General features: G+C 45.3%; 16 protein-coding genes. 14 read left to right on the top strand and 2 right to left on the bottom strand.

Translation table 11 applies throughout. The features are described from left to right. Nucleotides 1-356: 356 nt before the first annotated feature. Nucleotides 357-1,643: an adenylosuccinate synthase gene (locus tag GC093_RS16295; protein ID WP_171652941.1), complete on the top strand. Its 1,287-nt coding sequence runs from the start codon at nucleotides 357-359 to the stop codon at nucleotides 1,641-1,643. A 217-nt stretch (nucleotides 1,644-1,860) separates the two neighbouring features. After that, nucleotides 1,861-2,733 carry a hypothetical protein gene (locus GC093_RS16290; RefSeq protein WP_171652940.1) on the top strand — a complete coding sequence of 291 codons (873 nt, stop codon included), beginning with the start codon at nucleotides 1,861-1,863 and terminating at the stop codon, nucleotides 2,731-2,733. A 5-nt stretch (nucleotides 2,734-2,738) separates the two neighbouring features. Here GC093_RS16290 and GC093_RS16285 read toward each other — a convergent pair whose 3' ends face one another. Beyond that, nucleotides 2,739-2,996: a hypothetical protein gene (locus GC093_RS16285; RefSeq protein ID WP_171652939.1), complete on the bottom strand. Its 258-nt coding sequence runs from the start codon at nucleotides 2,994-2,996 to the stop codon at nucleotides 2,739-2,741. Nucleotides 2,997-3,182: 186 nt separating this feature from the next. On the opposite strand from GC093_RS16285, the gene GC093_RS16280 reads away from it, so the two are divergent. From GC093_RS16280 to GC093_RS16255, 6 genes are all read left to right on the top strand, one after another. Further along, nucleotides 3,183-4,754 carry a M23 family metallopeptidase gene (locus GC093_RS16280; protein WP_171652938.1) on the top strand — a complete coding sequence of 524 codons (1,572 nt, stop codon included), beginning with the start codon at nucleotides 3,183-3,185 and terminating at the stop codon, nucleotides 4,752-4,754. Nucleotides 4,755-5,062: 308 nt separating this feature from the next. Continuing rightward, nucleotides 5,063-5,785 carry a response regulator YycF gene (yycF, locus tag GC093_RS16275; RefSeq protein WP_171652937.1) on the top strand — a complete coding sequence of 241 codons (723 nt, stop codon included), beginning with the start codon at nucleotides 5,063-5,065 and terminating at the stop codon, nucleotides 5,783-5,785. Between the two features lie 3 nt (nucleotides 5,786-5,788). Further along, the gene (walK, locus tag GC093_RS16270; protein ID WP_171652936.1) at nucleotides 5,789-7,624 is read left to right on the top strand and encodes a cell wall metabolism sensor histidine kinase WalK; all 1,836 of its coding nucleotides are present in this window, start codon (nucleotides 5,789-5,791) and stop codon (nucleotides 7,622-7,624) included. Then, nucleotides 7,621-8,919 (top strand): YycH family regulatory protein, encoded by a 1,299-nt coding sequence (locus GC093_RS16265; RefSeq protein WP_171652935.1) that lies wholly within the window; start codon nucleotides 7,621-7,623, stop codon nucleotides 8,917-8,919. Before walK ends, GC093_RS16265 begins: the two co-directional genes overlap by 4 nt. A gap of 120 nt (nucleotides 8,920-9,039) precedes the next feature. Continuing rightward, nucleotides 9,040-9,753 carry a two-component system regulatory protein YycI gene (yycI, locus tag GC093_RS16260; RefSeq protein ID WP_246314545.1) on the top strand — a complete coding sequence of 238 codons (714 nt, stop codon included), beginning with the start codon at nucleotides 9,040-9,042 and terminating at the stop codon, nucleotides 9,751-9,753. A 191-nt stretch (nucleotides 9,754-9,944) separates the two neighbouring features. After that, nucleotides 9,945-10,748, top strand: coding sequence for an MBL fold metallo-hydrolase (locus GC093_RS16255; RefSeq protein ID WP_171652987.1), 804 nt, complete (start codon nucleotides 9,945-9,947; stop codon nucleotides 10,746-10,748). Here the strand turns inward: GC093_RS16255 and GC093_RS16250 are convergent. Continuing rightward, a complete protein-coding gene (locus GC093_RS16250; protein ID WP_171652933.1) occupies nucleotides 10,717-10,938 on the bottom strand; it encodes a hypothetical protein in 222 nt (73 codons plus the stop codon). The two genes, GC093_RS16255 and GC093_RS16250, sit on opposite strands and share 32 nt — an antisense overlap. A gap of 149 nt (nucleotides 10,939-11,087) precedes the next feature. On the opposite strand from GC093_RS16250, the gene GC093_RS16245 reads away from it, so the two are divergent. From GC093_RS16245 to GC093_RS36430, 6 genes are all read left to right on the top strand, one after another. Further along, nucleotides 11,088-12,320: a S1C family serine protease gene (locus tag GC093_RS16245; protein ID WP_171652986.1), complete on the top strand. Its 1,233-nt coding sequence runs from the start codon at nucleotides 11,088-11,090 to the stop codon at nucleotides 12,318-12,320. Nucleotides 12,321-12,526: 206 nt separating this feature from the next. Further along, nucleotides 12,527-12,694, top strand: coding sequence for a CxxH/CxxC protein (locus tag GC093_RS16240; RefSeq protein ID WP_171652985.1), 168 nt, complete (start codon nucleotides 12,527-12,529; stop codon nucleotides 12,692-12,694). Between the two features lie 124 nt (nucleotides 12,695-12,818). After that, nucleotides 12,819-13,298 (top strand): 23S rRNA (pseudouridine(1915)-N(3))-methyltransferase RlmH, encoded by a 480-nt coding sequence (gene rlmH / locus GC093_RS16235; RefSeq protein ID WP_171652932.1) that lies wholly within the window; start codon nucleotides 12,819-12,821, stop codon nucleotides 13,296-13,298. A 259-nt stretch (nucleotides 13,299-13,557) separates the two neighbouring features. Continuing rightward, a complete protein-coding gene (locus GC093_RS16230) occupies nucleotides 13,558-14,676 on the top strand; it encodes an SIR2 family protein (RefSeq protein WP_171652931.1) in 1,119 nt (372 codons plus the stop codon). Next, a complete protein-coding gene (locus tag GC093_RS16225) occupies nucleotides 14,651-16,387 on the top strand; it encodes an ATP-binding protein (RefSeq protein ID WP_171652930.1) in 1,737 nt (578 codons plus the stop codon). Before GC093_RS16230 ends, GC093_RS16225 begins: the two co-directional genes overlap by 26 nt. 347 nt (nucleotides 16,388-16,734) lie before the next feature. Beyond that, nucleotides 16,735-16,857 carry a hypothetical protein gene (locus GC093_RS36430; protein WP_281365254.1) on the top strand — a complete coding sequence of 41 codons (123 nt, stop codon included), beginning with the start codon at nucleotides 16,735-16,737 and terminating at the stop codon, nucleotides 16,855-16,857. Nucleotides 16,858-16,898: the final 41 nt, after the last annotated feature.

Raw genomic sequence — 16,898 nt, 5'->3', positions numbered from 1 at the left:
GCTAAGTCTCCTTGCATAAATGTTGTTTAGGCGTACCAAACAGCGTTGTACCTCGGCCAGCTTGATACATTATCAGGAGGTGCGGGGCAGGTGCGAAGTCGTCCTGAAATATGGACTATTTACTAGGCGTGGACCATTTATGGACATACTATGTAAATAATAAGTCTATTTGAAGCAATTGTGAGACAGGATATTTCTTAGTGTTCCTAACATGTACAATTTCCGAACGTTAAAAGATAGGCCCATAGTATTGTTCGTTTTTATTGACTTTGTAGTGTGGTACTGCTAAACTATTCATGGTGCTTTAGGCCTTTTGACTAATTATAGGTGAGTTTCACCTGATGGGGGTTATGTAGATGTCGACGGTAGTGGTTGTCGGAACCCAATGGGGCGATGAAGGTAAAGGGAAAATAACGGATTTTCTCGCTGAATCTGCCGAAGTGGTGGCGCGTTATCAAGGCGGTAACAATGCTGGCCATACCATTTTGATTAATGATAAGAAATACAAATTAACAATGATTCCATCGGGTATTTTTTACACGGATAAAATTTGCGTAATCGGTAACGGTATGGTAATTAATCCGGGTGCGTTGCTCGAAGAGATTCAATACATTCATGATAATGGCTTTACAACAACGAATTTGCGTATTAGTGACCGGGCTCATGTTATTATGCCTTATCATTTGCTGTTGGATGGACTGGAAGAAGAGCGCAAGGGTGACAACAAAATTGGAACGACCCGCAAAGGGATCGGTCCTTGTTATATGGATAAAGCGGCTAGAAGCGGTATCCGGATCGCTGATCTGATGGATGCTGAGGAATTTAAACGTCGGGTACGTCAAGTAGTTGCTGAGAAAAATGTACTTATCGAGCAAGTATACGGGTCTAAGGGCTTGGATGCGGAAACAATGATTGAAGAGTACCTGGGTTATGCTGACCAAATTCGCCCTTATGTTACGGATACTTCGGTAGTTCTTAATGATCTGATCGATGATGGGAAAAAAGTGCTGTTCGAGGGTGCTCAAGGCGTTATGTTGGATATTGACCAAGGTACGTATCCATATGTAACTTCATCCAACCCTTCCGCTGGCGGCGTATGTATTGGTTCTGGAGTAGGGCCATCCAAAATTCGTCAAGTTATTGGGGTTGCTAAAGCTTACACGACTCGTGTTGGCGATGGTCCTTTCCCTACAGAGCTTCATAATGATACAGGCAACTGGATTCGTGAAAAAGGACATGAGTATGGAACGGTAACTGGCAGACCACGTCGTGTAGGTTGGTTTGACAGCGTTGTTGTGCGCCATGCCCGCCGTGTTAGCGGTATTACAGGCTTGTCCCTGAACTCGCTGGATGTATTAGCGGGTCTGGAAACTGTAAAAATTTGCACAGCTTACAAAATTGGCGACAAAATCATCGAGCATTATCCTGCGAGCTTGAACATGCTTGCACAATGTGAAGCAGTGTACGAGGAGCTGCCGGGCTGGAGCGAGGACATCACTGGGGTACGCAAGCTGGAGGATTTGCCGGCAAATGCACGCCGTTATGTTGAACGTGTATCGGAGCTGACAGGCATCCCAATTGCTATCTTCTCAGTAGGACGTAATCGTGAGCAAACAAATCTTGTAAAACCGATTTATAGTTAATTGGTTCTGCTTAGCTGAAAACTTTTAATTTATAAATAACCTCTCACAAGCCTGAAACTCGAAGGCTTGTGAGAGGTTATTTTTTTGTTGTACATGAAGGGAAGTGTTGTCGAAATTCGGCTGTTCTTTTTCCAAACAATGGTTGGTTTGCAGCAAAATCGTCAATACTGTGGGAGAGAAGCTGCAAACACGAGAACGGTGGGAGTTGAAGCACATAATGAAAGCAATGCAATGGCTATCCAAGCTGATAATAAGCGCTATAATCACTTCAATGATTTGTGTGGCGTCAACCTTTTGGGTTGTTAATACGTATGTCGATATGATACTGGAGCAATACCATTTAAAATCTGCTGTTAGTACGACTCCGGATTGGTCCAAATTTATGCAGCATGCCAGCAAGCAGCTAGGGGCGTTCCGACTGTTCGGTAACGAGGCAGGGGCTGTGGACCCAAGCGGGCGCTCGGCCAAACAAAAGGGAGAAGAAACGATGCCTGTATTCGAACAACCAGCCAATGGTTTGAACGGGCTCGATATGACGAATAGTGGAGAAAACGGGAAATCCAGCTCTCAGCAGCCTTCTAGCACGGGAAGCACATCCCAGAGGAAGCCGCCAGAGGATGCCGTAGCTGTATTTGGACAGCAAAATGGCATAACGGAAGGATCAAGCTCGGAAGCGGGGAGCGCTTCAGGAGGAGCAGCAGGCAGCGCATCTTCAACAGGCAGCATTAAGAAGGATACTAGGACAAGTGCGGAAATCAGCGGGGCTGCAAAGAGAGAGAACGGCGGTAATACAGCTGGAAGCAGCAGCACGGGCGGGCAGGTAGCAGGTATCGGTTCAGATACAGCAGAAAAAGTCGTCGTCTCAGGCGAGGAGTTTACGAAGAAGAAAGAGCAGCTTTCGACAAATGATAAAACCAAAATTTTTAACTTACTGGTTAAAAGGGTTCCGCAAAATGAGATGCAGCATATTTCAAAGCTAATGGAAGATGGGATTACTGGCAGTGAGCTTAAAGAGATTGAGCGCGTGCTGCAAGCTTATATGAAGCCGGAAGAATACTCCCAGCTTCTAAGCTTGATTAAGCAAGAATAATCAAATTACGTATAATCCCCCCCGAATCTCGCTATGATATCCCCAGCTTGGCGGAATCTGGATGACTCTACAATGACCTGCATAGTGAAGCCGGATCCGGTTTCTTGTGTGCTGCTGGTTAGATTAGGGATCATAGATTCCGCTCCATTTGTTGTGTCGCTATTTTCAGCTAGCACAATATCAATAGCACCTTGCTCACGAAGAGCAGTGGCTGCTTGATCCATCTCTGCCCAATTTTTAAAGAATGCTGTTATGTTTTCCATTGTTTAACTTCACACTCCTGCCACGAAAACTGGCTCATTATGGTAGCCATTCGTGAATATTGTTGAAAAAAATAGTGAGGTTGTGGTAAATTAGTGAATGAGTCTTTTTTTTATATTGGTTATTGTCCCTATTTTAGGTGTTTTTATGTATTTTTCCCGTAAAAAACGGCTTAAAAGGAGTAGAATATGACAGTTTTCAAAGGAATGGGTTGGGCTAAGAAGCTGCTGGACAAGTCTAAGCAGAAGCTTTCCAAAATCCAATTACAAAGATTGACTGCCAAGATGAGGGTCATACCCGCAGCACTAACTAAAGAGCAGCTAACATCATCCACACACAAAGCCTATAAAGCAGTTATTTTACATAAATGGAACATAGCCAAGACGGTGTCCGTACTTAGTGTGGTTACAGCAGTCGTTTGGAGCGGAAATGTTTATGTAGAAGCTAATATGGCACAGATCGTTCATGTTTCGATCAACGGACAAGAGGTTGGAACGGTTAAGGACAAGTCGTCGGTTGAGCAGTTTGTTGCAGCTAAATCTAAGGAATTAATCGAAAGCAATTCAGATATGCACGTAGTAGTTAAGGCCCCTGAAGTCACATTTACGGATGAAAGGGTTTTCATGGTTGAAACTAGCGATCAAGAAGTTATGAATAAGCTAGGAACCGCTATTTTTGCACAGCCGGTTGGGACGGAGCTTGTAATCGATGGCAAGCCTGTGGGGATTCTAAAGGATCAAGCTACAGCGAGTTTGATGTTGGATCAGATTAAGTCCAGCGCGGTTGAGAAGAAGAAAGACTCGAGTAAAGTAAGAGTGTTGTCAGCGACGCCTTCTGAGCCAGTAGGGGAAGTAGAGTTGCAAAAGGTAGATTTCGTGCAGCAAGTAGAGTTGAAGGATATTCCAATCCAGCCGCAGGATATGGTGAATCCTGAAGAGTTGAGGAAGAAGCTGGAAACTGGCGATGTGCAGCCGATCAAATATGTGGTGGAAAAAGGAGATTGTGTCTCCTGCGTTGCTAAGAAATTTAATATTCCTAAGCAAATAATCTATCAGAATAATCCTTGGATTGTAGATGATATGATCAAAGCGGGGCAGCAGCTTGATTTGACAGTTCTGCAGCCGACGCTTGCCGTTCGAACGGTAGAGAAGCTAATCGAGCAGCAAGAGATTCAGTATGACACGGAATATCAGAAAGATGATAGTATGCGTCTTGGAACGGATCAAACGATCAAGGCCGGCAAAAATGGTCTGAAGAAAGTCATTATTCTTGTAACGAAGATTAACGGGCTGATGATTGAAGAAACAGTTCAGAATGAAGAAATTATTCAAGAGCCAGTTAAAGCAGTAGTCCGTAAAGGAACAAAGGTTATTAAGGGCGAAGGTTCCGGTAAGTTTGCATGGCCGGTAGTATCGTCATCGATTAGCAGTACTTTTGGATATCGTTGGGGTGCCTTACATAAGGGAGTTGATCTGACATCCCCGAACAAGAACATTATGGCCTCTGATAATGGAAAAGTGGTTTATGCAGGAAACAAGAATGACGGTTACGGCAACATGGTTATTCTTGATCATCTAAATGGTTACAAGACGCTGTACGGACATTTGAGCAGAATCGATGTTACGGTGGGCAAGATTGTTGAAAAGGGTGAAAAGATCGGGTTTATGGGTAGCACAGGGGACTCCACTGGAGTGCATTTGCACTTCGAGGTTCAACGAAGCAATACACCAGAAAATCCTTTGAAATATTTGAATCGTTAGCACTTATACTACATCTGATATATCTATAGAAAAGAGACGTGGATGCTGCAGAAATGTTGCAATCCATGTCTTTTTTCATATAAGGAAATTAGGTAAAACAATCGATGTGGAGATTCGGGGGCTTCCTCAAAAGTATTATGGATCCAATGTTGAGATTCACGTTGCATGTGGGGGACTTTTATATAGGGAATGTGCTAAAATAGAAGGATAGTTGATAAGGTACGATAGTATAAAAAAAGCCTCTAGAGAACTAACCAGACTCCTAGCAGCTATATGATGTCAAGCACTTACAGGCGGTGATCGTAGGGATGGCGAAAATACTGGTTGTCGATGATGAGCAGCCGATTGCGGATATATTGAAGTTTAATTTGGAGAAGGAAGGCCATGAGGTAATCTGCGCTTATGATGGCGGAACAGCGGTGGAGTTGGCCTTTAAAGAAGAGCCGGATCTTATCCTGCTAGACCTGATGCTTCCGGTGAAGGATGGGATGGATGTGTGCCGAGAGGTACGCGTCAAGCTGAATACGCCTATTATTATGTTGACGGCTAAGGACAATGAGATCGATAAGGTATTGGGTCTTGAACTGGGTGCTGATGATTATGTGACCAAGCCCTTCGGTACTCGGGAGCTGCTAGCAAGGGTGAAGGCCCATTTGCGTAGGCAGACTAAGGCACAGACCATGCCTGCTGTGGAGACGGAAGTGGAAGCAAGGCAGGGGATTCGGATTCAGGGCTTATTTATCGATAGCGACATGTATATGGTGTATAAGGATGAGGTTCCGCTTGATCTGACACATCGGGAATTTGAACTGGTGCAGTATATGGCTAAGAATAGCGGGAAGGTGATGACGCGCGAGCATTTGCTGCAGGCGGTGTGGGGCTTCGAGTATTTCGGAGATGTGCGGACCGTGGATGTGACCATTCGCAGGCTTCGTGAGAAGCTTGAGGACGACCCGAGCAGGCCGGAGTATATTTTAACCCGCAGAGGCCTTGGCTATATGATGCGCAATACGAAGACCGGGGGCTTCTAAGCCATGAAAGGAATTCGTTTCTTTCAGTCGATTCAGTCGAAGCTGATCACGATTTATGTATTGCTGATTCTGATTGCTATGCAATTCATCGGAGTTTATTTCATCCGGACATTGGAGAGCTATTTCAAGACGGACTTCATTGATTCGCATAACAAGCAGGCGCAGCTTCTGGCGCAGTTCGTGGAGCCGTATTTATCAGTGAACAGTGAGGAAAATAAAGGCGAGACTCGGAAGTCGTATAGCGACTTAAATGATGTGGTTAACAATTTGTTTGCAATCAGCAACGCTGAGATTCAAGTTATTGATGCGAATGGGCTCGTCTTGTCGACTTCCATGGTCGGTCATCAGGCGATTGTCGGACAGAAGAATACACAAACCGAAGTCAACCGGGCGCTCCAGGGGATCAAGGATAACCAACGAATGTTTACCGATTTTGACGGCATACGCAAGATGATTATTGCCAAGCCGATCGGTTCAGGGGTAAAGGTTAATGGGGCAGTGTATATCATTGCCTCCATGGAAGAACTGTACAACACGATGAACCGGATTAATCAGTTTTTGCTGACAGGGACTTTGTTTGCATTAGGATTGACGGTCGTGCTCGGTGTGATGCTGTCAGCGACTATTACGAATCCAATCAAAGCGATTACGCGACAGGCCACGGCGGTAGCGGAAGGGCGATTTAACGCTCAGGTTCCAGTGCTGGGGCGCGATGAGATTGGGCAGTTGGGCCAAACGTTCAACTTCATGATGGAGCGGCTTAAAGATGCTTTGTCGCTCAATGAGGAAGAGAAGGAGAGACTCGCTTCGATTCTGTCGAATATGAACGACGGCCTGATTGCTACGGATGACGATGGAAAGGTGATCGTTATCAACCGGAGGGCGAAGCAAATTCTGCAGTTGAACGAGGATACTACCCTTGGCAAGCCACTTCCCTTGGTGCTCGGCATAACGCGAGAAGAGATGCGAAAGCTTGAAGTAGGCGAGTATCCTTCGCTGCTGCTGCGCTTTGATCATGATGAAGAGGAGCAGCTATCGGTTAAGCTGACCTTCACAACGATCTACAGCAAAGGCAAAGGATCAGCAGGTACAATAGCGGTGCTGCAGGATGTTACCGATCAGGAGAAGCTGGAGGAGTCCAGACGCGAGTTCGTAGCTAACGTGTCCCACGAGCTAAGGACACCGCTGACGACGATTAAGAGCTATCTGGAGGCGCTGGAGGACGGCGCCTTAGAAGACCCGCAGCTGTCCGCCAAATTCGTCAGCGTAACACGCAATGAAACAGAGCGGATGATTCGGCTCGTTACGGATCTATTGCAGCTCTCTAGGCTGGATTCGAGACAGGCAGTCATTAGCAGGGAGCTGACGGATGTTGCGGAGATGCTCGATGAGGTTGCAGACCGCTTCTCGTTCCAGCTGGAGCAGCGTTCCATTGACATAGCGATTCAAGTGGCTCCCGAGGTTGGAGAAATCACACTGGACCGTGACCGGATTGATCAGGTGTTGGACAATTTGGTGTCCAATGCAATCAAGTATACGGCAGATAGCGGGCTTATCTCGATTGGTGCCCACCGTCCAGAGCCGCAGCTGCTTGAGATTTCGGTGCAGGATAACGGAATGGGTATTCCCAAGAAGGATTTAAGCCGCATTTTTGAACGGTTTTATCGTGTAGATAAGGCTCGTTCGCGCAGTATGGGAGGGACAGGTCTTGGCCTGTCGATTGCCCGGGAAATAGTAAGGGCGCATGGCGGAACGATTATGCTGGAGTCGGAGTTGGGACAAGGCACGAGGGTTACCTTCACGTTGCCGTACACCTTGAATGAGGAGGCTGCGGTATGATCGAGAAGCTGAAGTCGGTTATACTGGTGCTGCTTGTCGGGCTTAGCTTATTGCAGAGCTACTATTTATCGTATAGCTCACCCAAATTTGACCCATTAGTGCAGGAGGAGTATGTAAAGACGGAGCCGATTGGATCGCAAGCGGTTTTGGAGGATCTGTTATTTCCCGATCAGGTAGTGCTGCACCTGGGCAACCAACAGCATACCCTGCTGTATCCAGATACAGATCCCTATAAGCGGGTGGTAGAGAATGTAAGGCAGCGATCGCTGGAAGGCTTTCGCAAAACTACGCCGGCCGTATTAGGTCTGAATTGGGATGAGATCCGCAATAAGCAGCAGGGGATCGAGGTACGCTTTCGAGATGGTATCCCGATTAATGTGCTGCAGCGGGTTATGCAGTTAAAGGGCGAGCTTCCTCCGGAGAATGACGTTATCACAAGGATTTGGATTTTCACAAAGGACTCCAAAGATGATGTGCGAACCCTCCTTTTTACGGATACTTCTAGTACGATGTATGAGGTAGTGAAGTCGGATATATCCGCTAAAGATATCGAACGGTTCGTGTCACTGGAAGGCATTCTACCCAAAGAGGAGATCGTTCCCTATAAGCTAGCAGGTGACGATTACTATTTACCGTTGAAGCCAGTTGCATTCCCAGTGGTTAAGATACCTTTCACCCAGTATACGGTTGATCAGTTGAAACGAAGCTTTTTCGTTGATCCAGCCATAACAAGAAAGCTTTCGGAGCGGGACGGCTCGGAAATTTATACGGATACGAAGCGGGGGTTGAAGCTGAGGAACGACCAACGGTGGATGACCTATACAGATCCGATAGCTCCAGTGGACAGCAAGGAGGACTTGCGCGACAATCTGTTGTCAGCCGTACAGTTCGTGAACCAGCATGGCGGCTGGAACGGCAAATACTCCGTCTATAAGGTTCCTCAGAAGCTGCTTCCGTCTAACCAGGCGTTTGTCTTCCGTCAATATTACAAGTCGCTTCCGATAATGAACCAGCGCAGTGATAACATTGGTTTTATTAAAATTGTCATGCAAAAAGGAATTGTAGCCAGCTATGAACGCTCCATGATCATACCCGACCTGTTGAAATCAAGCAGTAAGGAATTGACTTTGAGCAGTGGTGAGATTTTGGACGCAAAGCTGAATCAATACAGCAAGAAAAGCTCTATAATATCTGTGTTCCCAGGGTATCGTCCAATGATTGGAGAGCAAACCATGGAGTTGGTTCCGGTATGGACGGTAGAGCTTCGGGATGGCACCTATGAGTTTTTGGAGTGAATGGATTAGGAAAGGCTCTTAGAGCTGACGGGTTCTGCGAAAAAGCTGGGTTGGGCAGCGTTTGAATTATGTTGAAGGAAGGGAGGGTTGCCTTTGGATTGGGGGCGAGCTAAAACAATCTTGATTCTATCATTCTTATTGCTAAATATAGTGTTGGGCTTCCAGTTATGGACAACCCGATCTGATCTTCTGGAATTTGACGCCAACACAGCCAGTGCTACAGAGGAAATTCAAAGACTACTCAAGAGCAAGAATATTCAAGTATCGGCTGAGATGCCTAAGGAAGTACCTCGATTGCAGGAGATCGAAGTGCGGTTTGACGAAAAGATGAAATCGGATAAGCAAATTATGCTGGATGCTCCTTTTAAATATAGTCCATTGATGAGCAAGGGATCAACGAAGGATGCAGCGGCAAAAGCGTCGATTCCCTATATGGAAAATTATCAGTATGATCCGGTGCTGAGCACAAACGGTACATATGTGTTCCACCAGCTGTATCGGTCGCTGCCGATGTTTGAGGTAAAACTTGAGCTTATTGAGCAAAATGGGATGGTTGCAGCGTACCGGCAAGAATATGTTGAGGTTACATCAGAAGGAGACCAAAAGGAGCAAAAGGTGATATCGCCTTATACGGTCTTGCGAAGCTTAATTGAAACCTATTTCCCAAGCGGAACGGTAGTCAGCAGCATCAAGTTGGGGTATCATGGACAAGATTACAATACTCAAACGAGGTTTATGGTGCCGTATTGGCGGGTTGCGTTAGGCAATGGTGATATCTATTATGTACATGCGCTGAATGGGGCTGTAGAGCCTCCTCAGAGAAATAAAAAGTAATTAGCATTACTAGGGGCTGTCCGACGAGCTGATCTTCCTAAATATTTCATGGAATATGTGGGGAGATAAGGGAATGGTGAGAGAGTAAGGATGGAGTATCATCTCTTTCGCCGCAATAACCAAGGATGAATTCATGTTTATGGCTTTGCTATGGTTGGACAGAATCCCAAGGTCAGATGGGAGTTAGACGGATGGGGATTCGATTTAGTGTTTTGGCCAGCGGGTCCACAGGGAACGCGATGGTGGTGGCAACAGCAGAGAACAAGGTGCTGATAGATGCCGGATTGAGTGCTAAGAAAGTGGACCAGCTGTTGAAGGAAAAGGATATGTCGGCCTCGGAGCTGGATGCTATTCTGGTGACACATGAGCATGCCGATCATATCAAAGGGCTCGGAGCGATGGCTCGGAAGTATGACTTGCCTGTATACGCAAATGAGAAGACTTGGGCTGCATTGGATAAGCAGATTGGAGAGATCGCTGAGGACAAGCGCTGTGTGATGGACACCGGTGACTTTCGTAATTTTGGGGAGCTGCGCGTTGAATCCTATGGAATTTCACATGATGCTGCGGAGCCGGTTGGCTATTGTTTCTATGAAGGCGATCAAAAGCTGAGCTTAGCAACCGATCTCGGTTATATGAGCTCCAAAGTAAAGGAGCAAATTCGCGATAGCGATGTGCTTGTGCTGGAATCGAACCATGATATTGAGATGCTTCGCATGGGCAAATACCCGTGGAACATTAAACGCCGAATTCTGAGCGACTTGGGCCATTTATCGAACGAAGCAGCCGGAATCGGACTATGTGATGTAATGACGTCTAAGACGAAGCGGGTCTATCTGGCTCATTTGAGTCGTGACCATAATATAATGGATTTGGCCAGACTGACCGTGAATAATATGGTAGAGGATCGTCTCTCGGCAGATGATCATCGAGCTAAGCTGATGGATACATATTATGATCGCGCTACAGAGTGGGATCAGCTGGATGAGGAGTAGGCGAGAACGAAGCATCCAGTTGAGCAGACATCGAAGCAATATCTTGAGCGGTTATGATTTCCTTTTCTACCAGCAGCTCAATGAGAGCACTGACCAGTAGCGAGTTCTGGTAATGGGCGTTCTTTAAGTCAGCAAGCTTAGCAATCAAATCTACTTGCTCCAAATGGTCGGAGATGCGGTTACGATTCATGGGAGGGTCATCCTTTCGGCTTTCGGAAGTGGATTCTATACTCTTATTCTAGTCTTATAGGGAACAAAACATTCCTGTTTGTTTAAAAGTTTTTGAGATTGCTAGTGGCGAGGGATCTGCCTGGCGGGGCGGGAAAGGGAGCGGAAACGATGAGTCTGTTCGATGATGATTTTTATTCCACAAAAGTATCCCGCAAAATGGAATGGTCGGCTGGGGGAAGCCGGCTAGGACAGGGGATTAGAGGGCAGCTGCCTGGATGGCTATTGCCAGCCTTGGGGGGCGCAGCGGTTACGCTTGGATTGGTAATGATGTTTGGTGCGGGTGGGTCTGGTGGTGCCAGTGGCACGACATTGGCAACCTCATCGGCGAGTACAGGCGCTCCCGGTATTAAACCTGATGCGCAGCAGCTTAACAGCGATTCAGTCGTTCGCGCCGCCGAGAAGGTAGGACCTACGGTCATTAGTATTATCGGCTCCAAGAAGGAAGGCGAGAAGGAAACTGCACGTGGCGGTTCCATGGGACTGGGCTCGGGTGTTATGTTTCAAAAGGCTGGGGATAAAATCCGCATCGTTACGAATAACCATGTAGTGGAGGGCTTTGCCCAGCTTGATGTCGTTACAACGACTGGAGAGCGGAAAAAAGCGACACTAGTGGGACGTGATCAAATGACCGATTTGGCTGTTCTGGAGATCGATAGCGCTGGTATTAAGGTATTGGCTGAGTTCGGAGATTCGGACACGCTGAAGGCCGGTGAAACGGCGATTGCTGTTGGCAATCCGCTTGGACTAGGTTATGCTCCAACCGTTACCAAAGGCATCATCAGCTGGCCTAAACGGATCATTCCCGTTTCATTAGGTCAGCAGGGCGATTTGGATTGGGAGATGGAGGTTATCCAAACGGATGCAGCTATCAATCAGGGCAACAGCGGCGGAGCACTGGTTAATCTCGAAGGCAAGGTAGTCGGCATCAACACGTTGAAGGTGGCCGATATGGGTGTGGAAGGACTCGGTTTCGCCATTCCTATTAATTCGGTGAAGCAAATTATTGAGGGATTGATCACGGACCATAAAATAAAAAGGCCTTATTTGGGTGTTGTCACACAAGATTTACAATCTTTTACGGGAACGGAAGTATTAAAGCTGCCCTCTAATGTGAAAACTGGTATTATTGTACTTGATGCGACAGGGCCGGCCAAGGATGCAGGCTTAAAAACGAATGATGTCATTGTAGAGTTGGACAGCAAGCAAGTTAATAGTACGATGGAGCTTCGTAAATATATTTACAGTCAGAAGAAAATAGGCGATAAAATCACCGTTACCTATTACCGCGGCGGTAAAAAGGCTACAGTGACATTGACTACCGCTGAGTTGAAGGATCGGTAGAGGAATTTTTTACTGAAATGGGGTAACTGAAAGCTTAAAAAGGACAAAAATTTGTCAGTATGAGGAATATGTGCGATTGATAGATGCAAGAATGCGGAATGATAGGCTGGTTAGATAAAATACCGTAAATGCACGCTGATAAATACAAACTTGGTAGGTAAGGATTGAGAAATAGAATAGAGTTTAATGTGGAGCGGGGTCAAGTTATGCATGTTGTTTGCAAGGATCATCTAGAGCTAGCTATTGATCAATTTGTTGATGAGTATGAGGATGCGCCAGATATTGTTGATCTGGAGGAAGTGCGTTTCTCTGCATGGGAGCCGCCGGCGCATTGTGAACGCTGCTTGGAGCAGGCACGATTCTTAGTTGTGTAACAAGGAAATAGAGGAGGCCGTGTGTTGGCCTTCTTTTTTGTTTGGGTGGAAGCAGATAGGTAATAGTGGAGTTGAGTCATTAGGTTCAAATCCAGGTGAGATTGATGAAAGGTGGGCATATGCGATGCATATTCAGATTGTTGGGGTTGGGAAGTTGAAGGAGGCATATCTCGTGCAGGGGATTGCCGAATATGTGAAGCGCCTTGGGCCGTATGCCAAGGTGCAGATCGTTGAGGTGCCGGATGAGCGGGCACCGGAATCTATGAGCGCCGCGGAGGAGGCGCTCGTGAAGCAGCGCGAGGGCGAACGCATCCTCGCGCAGATCAAGAGCGACGCCTACGTCGTGGTGCTCGCGCTTGACGGCAAGCCGCTATCGAGCGATGAGCTCGCGCGGCACGTAGAGGGCTTGGCCACGTACGGGCGCAGCCACGTGGCCTTTGTAATCGGGGGCTCGCTAGGCTTAGCCCCCGCAGTGTTGGCGCGCGCTGAGCTGAAGCTCTCCTTCGGGCGCATGACCTTGCCGCATCAGCTTATGCGGCTGGTGCTGGTGGAGCAAGTGTACCGCGCGTTTAAGATAATTCGGGGGGAGCCGTATCATAAATGACCCTAAAACATTTATCTCCGATCTTGTAGATGAGGTTCGATTCACTTCAATTCTGGATGAGGGGATTGTATTGGGTATAAAACCTCAATATTAAAAATAAAGGTTACCCCATCATCGGGATCACCTTTTGTGCGGAATAAGTAGTTATTAGAATGCAGTTTTTTTCAGCTAGGAATAATTGCAGGTTTTTCGTAAGAAATGTCGAACTTTGAGTTAAAGCGACTGGTAATTTATGTCGTAATGTTCAAGGGGAAATGTTATGAGAAATAAGTATTCTGATTTTATAGATCAAACTTTCAAATTAAACCCTGTACTTATCGTTGGAAGCGGTATATCTGCAGGCGCTGGAATCTCTGGTATGGGGAAACTGGCAACTTATTTATCGGAAAATGTAGCAACGAACAAATTGAATGCCCATGAAAGACTCATATGGGATGAAATTAAGTCAAAATTAACAAATGGAATGGGTCTCGAAGAAGTACTTCAGAATTCAGGAGAGGCTGTTAGCAATACGCTTTTGCAAGAAATCATTCAACACTCTTGGCGTTGCATTTCAACAGATGAGCAGAAGTTGCTTCTAGAGATTTCAACCAATGTTGATCCAACAGGCTTCGTTCGATACTTTTCAAAATTCATTACCTCGAGCACAAAAATCATTCACATAGTGACGACAAATTATGATCATTTGATCGAATGGTCTGCTTCAAAAGCAGGTTGGAAAATCTGGGACGGATTTAACGAAGGTTCAATTGGTTCTCCTCTTTCAGTAAGCAAGCTGAATGAACAAATGAATCGAACCATAAGAATTGGGAATGGAAAGAACTTGAATAATATTACTCATCCTCATTTACGAATTTATAAACCACATGGTTCTCTAAGTTGGTTTAAAATTCCTAATGGCGATGTAATAAAAGTGCCTGGAGTCGGTACTCATTTAGTACCGTTTCTAGAGCAGGTTCGACTAACGCCGACTATTGTAACTCCTGGAACAAGAAAATATCTTGAGACACACATGGAACCATATTATACGGTACTTTCAGAAATGAAACAGGTTTTGACTGGATGCAATGCTCTATTGTTCTTAGGGTTTGGGTTTAACGACTTGCACATTCAGGGCAGTTTTGAACCGTTATTACGAAATGAATCTATACCGAAAATTATCTTGGCTATGGAACTATCTAGTACTGCGAAAGCGTTAATTGAAGCAAAGATAATTAAAAACTTCGTTACAGTACAAAAAAAAGGCGATTACAGCGAGATTATCAGCGATAAATTTGAATCCTTTATTCTGCAAGAATCGAATCATTGGACATTTACTGAACTTTTAAATCAAGCTTGGGGAGCTGAATCTTATGCAGCAACGCCTAGATCTTTTTAACATTAGCAGTGAGTATTTTGTCGGATATGTTAACAAAGTTGATAGTTACCGTGTGAATGTTTCGAGTTCAAATGAAGATCAACTTCGAAAAGTAAATGTAAATGGTTATGTTATTATAAACACTTCTGATCCAAATACTCGTTTGGTTGGTCGCATTGAGCGAGTAATTCGGCTAGAATACGAACACGATGAGACTACTTTCGCAGACGGCAGCACTGTCAATAATGACATTACCATCAATGCTCTAGGCACACTCAAAGGACCTCGTGCAGGCAAAGAACGTCCGTCATTTACACGGTCAGTTGAGAACCTCCCAGAAATCGGTGCAGATTGCTTTTTGTTATATGGTGAGTATCTGACTCTATTTACTGGTTTAATCGCTGAGGAAACTGCTAAATCGAAAACCCCACTATCATTGGGTACATATACAATGGCGGCAAATGCACATGCTCTTTTGGACGGCAACGCATTTTTCCAGAGACACGCTATGGTCGTTGGTTCTACTGGTTCAGGTAAATCATGGACAGTCGCCAGAATCATTGAGCAGGTTGCGGGTCTTAAAGACTCCAACATGATTGTTTTTGATTTACACGGGGAATATGAACCTTTAGCTGATCACCCGAATATCACTCGTTATCGAATTGCTGGACCGGGAGATTTAGAAAATCCGAATGAGGACGTTCTTTTTCTCCCATACTGGCTACTGGGCTATGAAGATATGCTCGCTCTTATACTAGACAGAAGTGATGAAAATGCTCCCAATCAATCGATGGCATTCAGCAACGCAGTAATAAACGCTAAAAAAACTGTCTTAGAAACTGAAGGAATGAAAAAGGAACTTGATACCTTTACCATCGACAGTCCAGTTCCATATAGCTTAGATGATGTTGTGAATGCAATCACTGAATTAAATGAACAAAAAGTTCAAGGTAAAACCGGACCAGTCAATGGTCCTTTCAATGGAAAGTTTAATCGGTTTTTACCTCGACTTCAATCAAAGAGAAGTGATAGGCGACACGGATTTTTGTTCGCTTTAAAGCAAGAACAGCTTTCCGTGAATTACCTTGATTATTTGGTTGAAAAGTTAATGAAGGCAAATGATGATCGTAATCCTGGTGTGAAAATAATCGATTTTAGCGAAGTTCCTTCAGATATATTGCCAATTGTACTTAGTTTAGTAGCTCGACTAGTCTTTCAAGTACAGCAATGGTCGGCCAGTGCCTTGAGACATCCGATTGCGATTGTCTGTGATGAAGCGCATTTATATTTGCCTAACCGATTGGCAGCTGATGCAGCTGAAGCACGAGCTTTGGCTCATTTTGAGCGAATTGCCAAGGAAGGACGTAAGTATGGAGTTAGTTTACTCATTATTAGTCAGCGTCCATCTGAATTGAACACTACAGTAATGAGTCAATGTAATAATGTCGTTGCACTTCGGTTATCGAATCATTCTGATAAAAGTGCAGTAGCTAACTTGCTTCCAGAAAACCTTGGAGGCATTCAGGATCAACTTCCGACACTTGGAGTCGGAGAAGCGATTGTTGTAGGGGATTCTTGTTTATTACCAAGCAGAATAAAAATTCAGAAGCCAGAATATCAGCCTAATTCTGGTTCAGTAAAGTTTTGGGATGAGTGGAGCGAAGCTGGCAAAAAACAAAATCTTGCTCTGGCAGTTCAAAATTTAAGAAGACAGAACAGTACCCAAGAATAGTGCTTTGTCGGTTTCTCTCTAATGTTGCTAGTAGGAAATTATATGAATATAATGTAATAAGGAGCTGTTGCTCCCGACACTAACTACGGGTAAGTTCTGTAGGCTAGTGCAGTTTGAGGAGTGACTCTCATTATAAATAATAATGTGAGTCAGTTGAATTCCCCTGGCTTGGGGTCAAACGATACCAAGTTAAACTTGGTAAATGCGCTCTTGATGAGTGAAGGAGAAGGACAAATAATTTGGTCAATACGTAATGTAATAAAGTTGGTAATACGTTTTCTACAAAGGTGTTATTAGAGTTCTGCCCTAGTCTCAGTACGTACCCCATGAGTACATGGAGGCTACGTATGAGAATGAAAAGAAAAAGCCAAAGCAAGATGCATGACTATGCTGTTCAGTATGTGATTGGAGTAGCGACTGGCTTGACAGTAGGCTTGCTGCTAATCTTCATTCAACGGCTGTGGCACTAGACGCATGCGAAAGAGGGGACTGATTACCCCCTCTTTTTTGC

The sequence above is a fragment of the Paenibacillus foliorum genome, from assembly GCF_013141765.1.
Lineage (GTDB): Bacteria > Bacillota > Bacilli > Paenibacillales > NBRC-103111 > Paenibacillus_S > Paenibacillus_S foliorum.
Note: the sequence above shows the minus strand (reverse complement) of the source record. Positions and strands in the feature narration are given on the sequence as shown.

Bases quoted from the DNA above. Each gene is read 5' to 3' on its own strand.
- GC093_RS16295 (WP_171652941.1), top strand. From the start codon at position 357: ATGTCGACGGTAGTGGTTGTCGGAACCCAATGGGGCGATGAAGGTAAA.
- GC093_RS16290 (WP_171652940.1), top strand. From the start codon at position 1,861: ATGAAAGCAATGCAATGGCTATCCAAGCTGATAATAAGCGCTATAATC.
- GC093_RS16285 (WP_171652939.1), bottom strand. From the start codon at position 2,996: ATGGAAAACATAACAGCATTCTTTAAAAATTGGGCAGAGATGGATCAA.
- GC093_RS16280 (WP_171652938.1), top strand. From the start codon at position 3,183: ATGACAGTTTTCAAAGGAATGGGTTGGGCTAAGAAGCTGCTGGACAAG.
- yycF (WP_171652937.1), top strand. From the start codon at position 5,063: ATGGCGAAAATACTGGTTGTCGATGATGAGCAGCCGATTGCGGATATA.
- walK (WP_171652936.1), top strand. From the start codon at position 5,789: ATGAAAGGAATTCGTTTCTTTCAGTCGATTCAGTCGAAGCTGATCACG.
- GC093_RS16265 (WP_171652935.1), top strand. From the start codon at position 7,621: ATGATCGAGAAGCTGAAGTCGGTTATACTGGTGCTGCTTGTCGGGCTT.
- GC093_RS16255 (WP_171652987.1), top strand. From the start codon at position 9,945: ATGGGGATTCGATTTAGTGTTTTGGCCAGCGGGTCCACAGGGAACGCG.
- GC093_RS16250 (WP_171652933.1), bottom strand. From the start codon at position 10,938: ATGAATCGTAACCGCATCTCCGACCATTTGGAGCAAGTAGATTTGATT.
- GC093_RS16245 (WP_171652986.1), top strand. From the start codon at position 11,088: ATGAGTCTGTTCGATGATGATTTTTATTCCACAAAAGTATCCCGCAAA.
- GC093_RS16240 (WP_171652985.1), top strand. From the start codon at position 12,527: ATGCATGTTGTTTGCAAGGATCATCTAGAGCTAGCTATTGATCAATTT.
- rlmH (WP_171652932.1), top strand. From the start codon at position 12,819: ATGCATATTCAGATTGTTGGGGTTGGGAAGTTGAAGGAGGCATATCTC.
- GC093_RS16230 (WP_171652931.1), top strand. From the start codon at position 13,558: ATGAGAAATAAGTATTCTGATTTTATAGATCAAACTTTCAAATTAAAC.
- GC093_RS16225 (WP_171652930.1), top strand. From the start codon at position 14,651: ATGCAGCAACGCCTAGATCTTTTTAACATTAGCAGTGAGTATTTTGTC.
- GC093_RS36430 (WP_281365254.1), top strand. From the start codon at position 16,735: ATGAGAATGAAAAGAAAAAGCCAAAGCAAGATGCATGACTATGCTGTT.